Origin of the sequence: Polynucleobacter finlandensis, from assembly GCF_018881755.1 — a bacterium.
Taxonomy (GTDB): domain Bacteria; phylum Pseudomonadota; class Gammaproteobacteria; order Burkholderiales; family Burkholderiaceae; genus Polynucleobacter; species Polynucleobacter finlandensis.
Map to the genome: position 1 here is coordinate 52,078 of NZ_JACVPS010000016.1, position 9,976 is coordinate 62,053.

Sequence of the window (9,976 nt, forward strand, 5' to 3'; positions counted from 1 at the left end):
ATATATGTTGTAAATTAGGCTATAACAAAGACTTAAAGCATCATTTAAGGCTGATTAAATTATGTGTAAATATTTCCCACATAATTCGCAAAATAGACTTTTTGGATACCTAGCCTGCCTAGAGAACCCCCTTATTTTACGTTAAATGGGGCACGTAAATATTTTGCTAACCCCCTGGAAAAATGGGGTATCAAAGAGCCAGAGCAACTCAGATTTGATTGGCGGGAAATAAACCCCCCAATCGGGCCACAGCGATTTTTGGTTTCTGGGCTCGGACCCATGCCTTCAAAATTGAATGCTAAGGGCGCGCAAATCAGAATTGAGTATTAATCAAAACCAGGCAAATTGAATTAATTCTTACAAACGCCCTGCTATCGGTTTAAATGGTGGATGGTTAAAGCAGCAGAAAAAACCAGCAAATCAGTCATTCGGGTTTATGACAACAGCCCTGAAATTAAGCTTTTAAGAGAGCTCTTTCCGCTCGAGGCGAACCCATCCGTCAATCAAGCTGACGGACTTTCCCGAAAAGACCTCAATTACTTCTTGTGGCTAATTAGACCTGAGCCTAAATTTCGGGCATTAGCACCAGCGATTAGTCGGCTTGCGGCGATTAGTACCGAAATGCAAAAGGCAGAGCCTGACATCCCAAAAATAGACTGGCCACTTCTTTTGCGAGTGGCCAATGAGATTTATCGACTAGCCATTCCATTGCAGCGTGCAAGCCCCCTACTTTTTAAAGATATGGGCGAATTGGATGGGGCAGGCTCAAATGATCTGAACAATGAAAATACAAGTCCTCTTGCCAATCCAATGCTCTTTCATGGGTCACGGATATACCCGCTCTATTCAATACTTAGCAACGATATTTGGTTGTCAGGGGCAATAAATTCGGCAGACAGGCAAATGCACCCCTATACGGTAGCAATGCGTCGCTTGGCTGGATTCTCCATTATTCGAAATCAAGAGCTACTGGACATTACCCGCACAAACCAAACCGTTGTTGGTGTGGACAAGTCGATTTCAGTCAAGATTACTGCGGAGCAGCAAAAGTTCACAGACTCCATGTCATTTCAGAGCGAAGACGTTTCCAAGGATCGCTATCACCTCTACTTTCAGCAAATCGAGCAGATCTTTCGTGGATGGTCGCTCAATTGGGATGGCAATAATGCGGCAAAAAAACTATTAAATTGGACCAAGCTGCCCTACCCAAAATTTAAGGAAGAGTGCGCCAAGGAGTATGTGCGCCTACAAGGCGCGCCAGATACAGTAAAAAATGAATTAAGTAAGAATCAAAAAAACCTCAAAATAGTTTGCAGAGCATTTTCTAGTAGCGCCCGCAGGGAAAAGTTAAGTCGCGATCCAGATTTGGGGAAAGAAAAAGAGAAAGAGCGCAGATCGGCAGAAATAACGAATCTAGGCATTCAATATCGCGGCCTTTATCGAGAGATTTGGTTTAGTGAGGGTGATCTTAGGGGCAATGAATTGGAGATTATTCCAATCGAAGAGGCCACCATCACCGATGAGTACATAGAGCAATTGGTAGAGCCGGGCGATGATGTGGCGGAAGAGATCGAGGATGATCGCTCGGATTCGCCGAAGCTGAAATGGGTTGCTCCACAGGTGGGTAAAAGCAGGCTAGAGCTTGAAAGAGACTCTAGTTATGCGCAACGTTTTATAGCAAAGCTCAATCAGAGATTGCATTGGGGCGCCAATGTGGCCTCGTGGAAAGAGATTGACCAATTTAAAAATTACTTGGATGAGCTACAGAGTGCGCTGGCAGTTAGTAAGCCCGATGCGTCAGAGCGGTCCACATGCTTAAGAGCAATTCAGGTATTGCGACTGGTGTATATCTTGGGCATCGATATAAAAACAGCATTAGCGATCCAGGTTATTTTGCGCGAGCGAGTGGGTTGGCGCAGTGGGAATACGAATTTTGATGTTGGGGATGAGTCAATCAAAAGCAATAAGTCCTCATTGGCCAATCAAACCTTGCATCTAATAAAAGCCAAGGGATTGCCAGAGGACAAGACAAGTCATATTTATTTATGGAGGCTGTCCGTTCCGAATTACGCTTGGTCTGAGCTAGTTAATGTAAAGGCAGATCAATATGCGCCACACCTCAATGCCATCGTCTTTCAGGATCAATCCGGGTTAGCCGATCAATTAATTAAGGAAAGCGCTCATATATCAGAGGCATCCTCACCCATATTTCCTCCTGGCGAGTATCTTGAAATTGAGAGGCAGTGCCAAGGCCTGCTTGCGAACTTTAATCAAAATATGGATTTATACAAAGCGAAGCGCCCCCTGACTTTTTTGAAGTTAAGGGAGTGGAGTAAGCACCAAATGGTTGGAAAAAAATACGATCCAAAGCTTCTAGATATTTTGGATCCCCATACTCCGGGGGCCTTTAGATCGGATTCTCATTACTACACCCACGATGTTTATAAAGGAACAAAACAACTAGGTTCTCTAGATAGCTATTTGGCAACGAGTGTGGATGTGGGCGATATTCAAGCGGCCTCTGCCTCTCGACAAACCAGGCCAAGCCTCGCCGACCTACTTTCAAGCAAAACAGAATTGCTTGGAAGTAAAGGTGAAGCCGCTGCATTTAAGACCATGAGGCCGAGTGTATTGGGCGCAACCGGTTTGATTGCAATAAGTCAAGAAGGGCATCCACAACTTTTGATTGAGCAGGTGCAAAAGTTAAAGCAGCACATTGACATACCGCGCTTAGCTAACGGCAGAGCTCAAGATCACGAACTATTTTGTGAAGCCTTTAATCAGCTCACCTTATATTGCGCCCTTTGGTTTGCTTGTGAAACCTCGCAGCGTCCACATCACCTGCCATATGTAGATATTGCCTCAGTCGATCCTTGTTTGGGACTCACGCGCATGGGCGATAAAACTAACCGTGCAGGGGATCGCTTGCGAGTGGTTTGGCTAAGCCCGCTATTGCAAAAGCAAATGTGGGTATATGAGCAATTGCGCCGCAAGTTGCTTAGAAAAATAGTCCCTGATGTTACTCAGCATGCTTTGTATGGAGAATTAATTTGGCTTGAAGCAGCATCACAATCCAAAAAACAAAAAGGAAGCAAAAAGAGTGTGCCCACCCCTGTGGCTTTGCCGCCAATGATTGAAAAATGGAGTCAGGACAAAATGCGGGGGCACTTTAGAAAATACATTGCGACATCGATTGTTGCGCAGCCTAACTTTCACCGTAAGCTCATTCCCGCCCTATTAAAAAATGCCGGAGTGAGTCAGACCGATATCAGTACGTGGCACGGACACTGGCAAATCGGTACAGCGCCCTTTCATCAATTTGGGTCCCATAGCTATTTGGAGTACATCGAGCGGATCGAAATACCGCTTCAAAAAGTAATCCAGGATTTGGGTTTTGAAGTTATTACGCTAGCAATGCCGGTGTGGCCAAAGGATAAGGCTTAGTGGCCGCCAAACCGAGCGCCAATACAGAGGTCGCACGTGTTATCAAGGAAGCGCAAGAGCGGTTGGTCAGTCAATTGCGCGCACAACCAACGGATCCTCGCTTACTAAAAATTATTTCGCAAATCACTCGTCCTCACCAGGATGCCAGCCAAATGCTGGACGTATCTGTAGAGCAGATTGGCGCAATGATTTGCTCCAAGATTCGCGAGTGTATTGGAAAGGAATATCTAGCCAAAGGTGAGTTGCTTGAGGTTGGCTGCGCTATCTTGGGTATTTCCAGGTTGGCCTTAAATGATTCTTTGCAGAAGGCATCACTGGACGTCTTATTGCCGGATCAACAATTGCGCGGCGTGGACACGCTGCGATTGGTCGATCCCGCCGATTACATGCAGGGTGTGCAAACACTATTTAATAACGTTTTTACTTTAGCCGATGGTTTTTTGAGTTGGAAAAAATGGCTATTTGATGTACTTGAGGCTGATCTTGCTGACTTATGTGTTGCGCAAAAACTAGAGTGGCCCGGCCTAGGAAGCATTGATATTGTTTTGCCAGAGCCCAATCCCTATCGACACTTTGACAGTAAAAAAGCGGGGGAAGGTTTGCCGGCGGGAGCCAGAAAAGAAAAACTGGAGCGAGAAGCTGGGCAGGCAATCGCCCTTCGCCTCTTAATTGCAGCTTTTACCAATCAGCGCTTTGGCAAGTTTGATTGGGAGGCATTAGATCCGAAGGCCCAGTTTGGCGGCTATATATTTAGCGCCATCGTTTTTTCTGGAGTGCAAAATTTCCAGCAACTTAAGCAAATTGTAGAGCTCAGCTTGGCTAAAGAGGTGTTAGATGCACCCTACTCCAGCCTTCTCTTGCCTCGCAATCTTCGGCTCCCAATTGATGCCGCCTATGTTGCGCTTGAAAAGGCGCGCAAGAAAAATAAGAATAAGGCGCCTAGGCATACGAAAGAGTACGGCCCCAATTTATCGCGCTGGATTGCTGATCCGCTGACGGCTGCCTTACATGCCCGTTACCGAGAAAATTGGGTCTTCACCGACCGGGGACCTCAGTTTGATAGCGAGTGTTTAATCGCATTTATGGGCGCATTGAAGGATGCGCTGCGCATTCAAAAAATATTCAATGAAATGGGGATGGATCAAGAAACCTTGTTTAAAGCAATTGATCAAATCTCTACGCGCACGGCATTGATGTATGCCACGCAATCATGGCAAGAGGATACCTTGCCCACTTTTATTGCCCGGTACTTGGCAGGAAAAATCACCACCCAGGATTTGCAAATAGAGAGCTTGCTGCAGCTAGGTATGTCAGATGCCCAGAGGCCAACGGCCACAATCGCGAAAGAAAATCTTGATGAGTCCTGGGTCGAAAGTGAAGGTGAGTCTAAAGAGCAAAGGGATCAATTTGAAAGCTGCGAACCCTCTCCAGTAGCGATGCAGTGGATTGAGCAAATCCTTGAGGCGATCTCTCATTTAAGTCACGAAGATGCGGCAAGTCAAGCGCGGTGTATGGATGTCATTGAGGAAATAGAAAAGCGGTATCAACTTTCCAAGCAAGGGCTCACTCTTAGTTTATTGAGGTGGATTCGCCATTTAATTGCGCAAGACTGGGCAGCCAAAAGTCTTTCGCAAGAAATGCTCGTGAGCCAACTCCAGTTAGTGTTGCCACTAGTCATGGCGGATTGGGATTTGGATGAGGATTTACATGCGCTGACATCCGAAGATTGGAGAGAAGCATTTGTAGAGCTTGACGCCCAGATGATGGCACCCAAAGATAAGAAGACCTTTGGGGCAGCCTGGGAAAGCTTACGTAAAAGCCAGCGGGGAGTAGAAGAAAAGGGCATTCGGTCTGAATCAGAAGTTGATGTTGGGTATGTAACCGAACTAGAGTTTCGATGGGCGCAAATTGACCTTTACACCACCGCCTGTAGGAATCAGCCGCCTGAATATAAGAACGCTTGCCTATTAATTTTCACTTTAGGTTATCGCTTGGGTATGCGTAGATCAGAGGCGCTCAAACTAGCTACCGGACATGTCCATATCAAAGCAGAATGGCCCACTGAAATCTCCTTGCAGTGGTGGAAACATCGCCGCTTAAAGTCAAACTCTTCAGTTCGTATCTTGCCAGCCCAAGCTCTGCTCGAGCCTAGAGAGCTGAACTGGTTAACCTTGTGGACTGCCGCCCGTGAGCAAGGCACCCTATGTGTTGATGAGCTAATCAAGATTGAAGCGCCCGAAGCTAAAGTAGGCCCGGTAGGCGGGAAAACCAAGTTACCTGAACCGGAGCTTTATTCGGCGGCAGAATTGGAATTCTTGTTCCCTGTGCCAATGAGCGCAAAGGCACAAGCGGAAAATCCTGTAGAAATATCTAGCAATACTGAGCGCGACAGGATCATTGACTATATTCACGAGTCGATGAGGCGGGTTACAAAAAATCCCTACATCCGCTTTCATCATTTGCGGCACTCTGCGGCAATGAATACCTTAATGCTCTTATGTGCGCCTCGATTACCCAATTCAGAGCGGTTTATTCTGGATCATCTCTATGGCAATAAAGATATTGGAGCGAGGATTGCTAAAGATCATAAGGCCTTAGGGATGCCTGATGCCAGCAATCCCATACAGCAGATTGGTAACTTAAAGCGCCGCATGGGACGTACCCGTTATTTTTTACTCAATGATTCAAGGGCAAGCCCTTCAGAGTTGTATGCTGTATCTACATTGCTCGGGCACTCATCTCCCGCAACCACGCTTTATAGCTACATCCATGTAATTGATATCTTGACTGGCGCTTTTTTGCATGAGCGTTTGTTGCGCTTTAATTCGGGGTTATTAAATGCGCTCTATCCTGGCTCCAGACGTAATTTAAATATCAGGCGCAATCGGTGCAAAACGCCGTTTAATGATCCCAAAGCTGGGCCAGATAAAGTGCCGGTATTGCTTAATGAGGTGATAAGTCCAGGGCCAAGGGTTCAGAAGCAGGCTTCGAAGGGTTTAAGCCTTGTGCAGATGTTGAATCCTGAAGCTGGGCGAGGTATTGAGTGGGCTTGTGATAGTTTCGAGAGGCTTCTTGGCGCAGAAGAAAAGCAGTTTTCTAAAACAGCTGCGTTACTTGATATTCCGGAGGAGCTCGCTCACCAGTGGATTGGCAATGCCACCGCGTTTACAAATCAAGCTGATCTATATGCACTAGACAGAAAGTATCTTTACGAAAATTTACCTATCCCACTACCCAAGGCTTTTATTGTGAAAAAGCCGCGTATGCTAGGCGCGCTCAAGAAGGCTGATCAATGGCTTACAAAGGCAATCACCCATTTTGAAAGTCATCCTGACGATATTTTCCTATTGTTTGATTATGCCAAGGAGCGGATTCGAGCCAGACCAGATGCGATTAAATTTACTCAGAAGGAGTTAGGTGCTGGCCAACACAAAAGAAAGAGTGCAGTTATTTCAAATCCAATCAATAAAATCTATATGAGATTTCTAGGCGCATTGGAAATAGACTATGCGCCGGCTGGAAAAAATAGCTTGGAATTGAAGTGTAGGGGTAAAGCGGCAGATGATTTACCGTTTGCTTTTAGGCAGATGATAATTTTGTTGGGGATATTTTTCGGCTTACCTACAACTATCCATGAATTAGATTGAGATCATCTGCTAATTCTTTAGATATCCATATTTCAATGGATATTTACTTCATCATTCATTACCCCTATCTTCTTCGAAAGCGCTTCATTTCTAACGCTAAGTTGGAAATCAAAAAATAGACACTTCCTTCAGCGATGCTTTCTCAGCAACCTTAATCTACTAATTGAGACGGTTTTATATTTTATAAAAAATGTGAATTTTTAGTTTCCCCTTACCCCTTAAAAGAGGGGTGAGCACCCATATCCATTTCCATTATTTTATGAAGATTAGATATATTTGTATGGAAAGGTTATTTTTGCCTCAAATCATAGGGACATCATTCAAGGGGGCAAGGGAGGGGCTTGGACTTTCAATTGAGGATCTGGCTAAAAAAGCAACTTTTTCTAAGGTGCAAATACGGCAGATAGAAGATGGTGGGTATGGTGCTTTTTATACTCTGGCCATCAAATTTCAAAGCGCTAAAAAGGTAGCTAGGATTTTGGGCTTAAGCTATGAAGAGGCTTTTGAAATGCCTAGGGCGGATTTTGAGCCTGAGAATCTATCCCTATTAAATGTTTCGGCACAAAAGGCGGTAATGCAGGGTCTGCCGATAGATCAGAAGCTATCTACTCTCGATTCAAAGAAAGCATATAGCTCAAGTGCATTGGGTCTTGGGATATTTTTGGCCATATCGTTACTTATCTTAGGCTGGATTTTATTTGCCCAGTCACTTGAGGAGGGCCCGATGGACTTCGTAGCCCAAGAAGCTAGACAACTAGGTGCGGAAATTGAAGGGCTGCAGAATACAGAGCCAACGGCCGCATTCATACTTCAACAGCAAAGCTACGCCCAAATAGAGGCCCCGATAAAAAAATTCACTTCCTCATGCGGCATGGCCACATCATCGACAATACCCGTCTTGGAATATACCCCTCCAAAATCGAGCAAAATCGGTAATCAGGTTTATGTTTTTAATAAAGGGGAAGATGAAATTATTTGTTTTGAGGATGCTAGCGTGAATCAGCATCAGATTTCAGTATCCCACGGCGAGGGTTTTAACTTCATTGGCCAACCGCCGTTTAAGATTGTTTCCACACGTCTAAATCAATTTGATATGTATTATCAGGGATATAAAGTCAAATTAGGTTTAGATGGCCAGGCAATTATTTTGCAAGAGGCGAAAATTCAGTAACTGTGGCCCCGTCAGAGGAAGATGCGATCTTTGGCTGTAAGTAAGCATCTGCAACATATCCTCGGCCTTATTGCCTCGGGAAATAAAAATTAAGCTACCAATGGTCGGTCTGCTCAGAATATCTTACAGAAAAAGTTCGGCGGGTAGCAGCCCGCTATATTTTTGTAAGTAGTAGCATTTCTTGCTAACGTTCTTTTAGCTGGGCATGACGCCTAAAAAACCTTTAGGCTGACTTGGCCCATTGGTAATCTCAATATCAAAGTAAAACTATTTCTGCCCTGTTTGCTCAGTAGCTTGTCACCCGCCATTCAGTAATGAGGATCGAGATACTCAATTCCGATGGCGGAGCCTATTTTTTCTGGTCCAGAATGCGATAGGCAACATGGAGCCACCACTTCTTAGCTTACCCCCAATAAGAGTAACGCGACGGCTTTCCAAAATAAGAGATGATCTTCGGTGAAGGGCGGATGATCACATCAATAGCCCAATACAAAATAGAGGTGTCACACCCCCCAATACATCGCGTATTTATTTTCTCATGATGCTTGTATATATAGGGTGTATCAAGTGGGTTTTTTTAAAGCGGGGGCAGACACTTGTTCCGACTAGATCTAAGAGGTATTTTCATTACATTACTTATTAACATAACTGCTACAGCCATTTTGGGCGTGGCGATAGAGGGCTGCGCCTCTGGCGATGTCAATAATGTGGCAAGAAAAAATTCATCAATACAGCGCTGTTATGGAGAGATCGAATCTAATAAGATTGAAATTATCCAAGGGGTGCCAGTACTTGTTTATGACACGAAACAGGCAAGCACTAATGGGTGCTGAGAGCCGTTAAGTTCGGATGCCCGAACTAATGTGGGGGTGATGACAAGTGCTGTCTGGAGAAGGGCCAACACTGTTACGGAAATATTGGTTTTAGGTGATAGCTAAGGCTACAGGCATCGCACTGCTGAAGTGACTAGCCCGTTGAGGATTGCTTTAGCGCAATTGATACTCGATCCCCATATTTGTAATCTCGCTGCATGGAAACATCTAGCTATCCTGATATTTTTTAGCAATTTCTCGAAAGATATCTTGCTTGATGTTAAAGACATCAGCCATTACTGGATCAAACCGAGTTCCTCTACTGGACATAATTTCGTCAACGGCCCGCTCGTGAGGCCATGCTTCTTTATAAACCCGAGCAGTAACCAAGGCGTCGTACATATCGGCTATAGACATAATCCTAGCCTCAAGAGGAATGTTTTCACCGGCTAACCCACGAGGATAGCCAGAACCATCCCATTTTTCATGATGCCCGCCTGCAATTTTGATAGCCTTTGTAATCACATCGGACTCAGCATCATGCCCAACATCTACAGCATCTAATACTGATTCTCCAATCAGTGTATGGGTTTTCATAATCGCCCACTCTTTATCGGTAAGGGGGCCATTTTTTAACAAGATGGAATCGGGGATGCCAACTTTTCCAATGTCATGAAGCGGTGCCGCCTTAAACAACAAACAAATCGAAGCGTCGGAGAGGCAATCAACGTAGTAACCTTCCGATCTAAGTCCCAAAGCAAGCACCTTCACATAGTGTTGTGTGCGAATAATATGGTTGCCAGTTTCATTGTCTCTAGCTTTAGCAAGAGCATTAAGCGATGAGAGTAGCTGAATTTCAGATTGCTCAATCTTGATATTAGCAATCACCAACTCCGCAGCAA

4 protein-coding genes are annotated in these 9,976 nt (G+C 44.9%); 3 read left to right on the plus strand and 1 reads right to left on the minus strand.

Annotation, left to right across the window (positions count from 1 at the left end; genetic code table 11):
• The first annotated feature begins 390 nt into the window (after positions 1–390).
• From ICN49_RS10455 to ICN49_RS10465, 3 genes are all read left to right on the plus strand, one after another.
• The gene (locus ICN49_RS10455) at positions 391–3,444 is read left to right on the plus strand and encodes a hypothetical protein (protein ID WP_216168010.1); all 3,054 of its coding nucleotides are present in this window, start codon (positions 391–393) and stop codon (positions 3,442–3,444) included.
• Positions 3,444–7,091 carry a hypothetical protein gene (locus tag ICN49_RS10460; RefSeq protein ID WP_216168011.1) on the plus strand — a complete coding sequence of 1,216 codons (3,648 nt, stop codon included), beginning with the start codon at positions 3,444–3,446 and terminating at the stop codon, positions 7,089–7,091. Before ICN49_RS10455 ends, ICN49_RS10460 begins: the two co-directional genes overlap by 1 nt.
• 280 nt (positions 7,092–7,371) lie before the next feature.
• On the plus strand, positions 7,372–8,262 hold the full coding sequence (locus ICN49_RS10465; protein WP_216168012.1) for a helix-turn-helix domain-containing protein: 891 nt from the start codon (positions 7,372–7,374) through the stop codon (positions 8,260–8,262).
• Between the two features lie 1,040 nt (positions 8,263–9,302).
• On the opposite strand, the gene ICN49_RS10470 is transcribed toward ICN49_RS10465, so the two are convergent.
• A partial coding sequence (locus tag ICN49_RS10470; RefSeq protein ID WP_216168013.1) for an HD-GYP domain-containing protein occupies positions 9,303–9,976 on the minus strand: 674 nt, incomplete at its 5' end.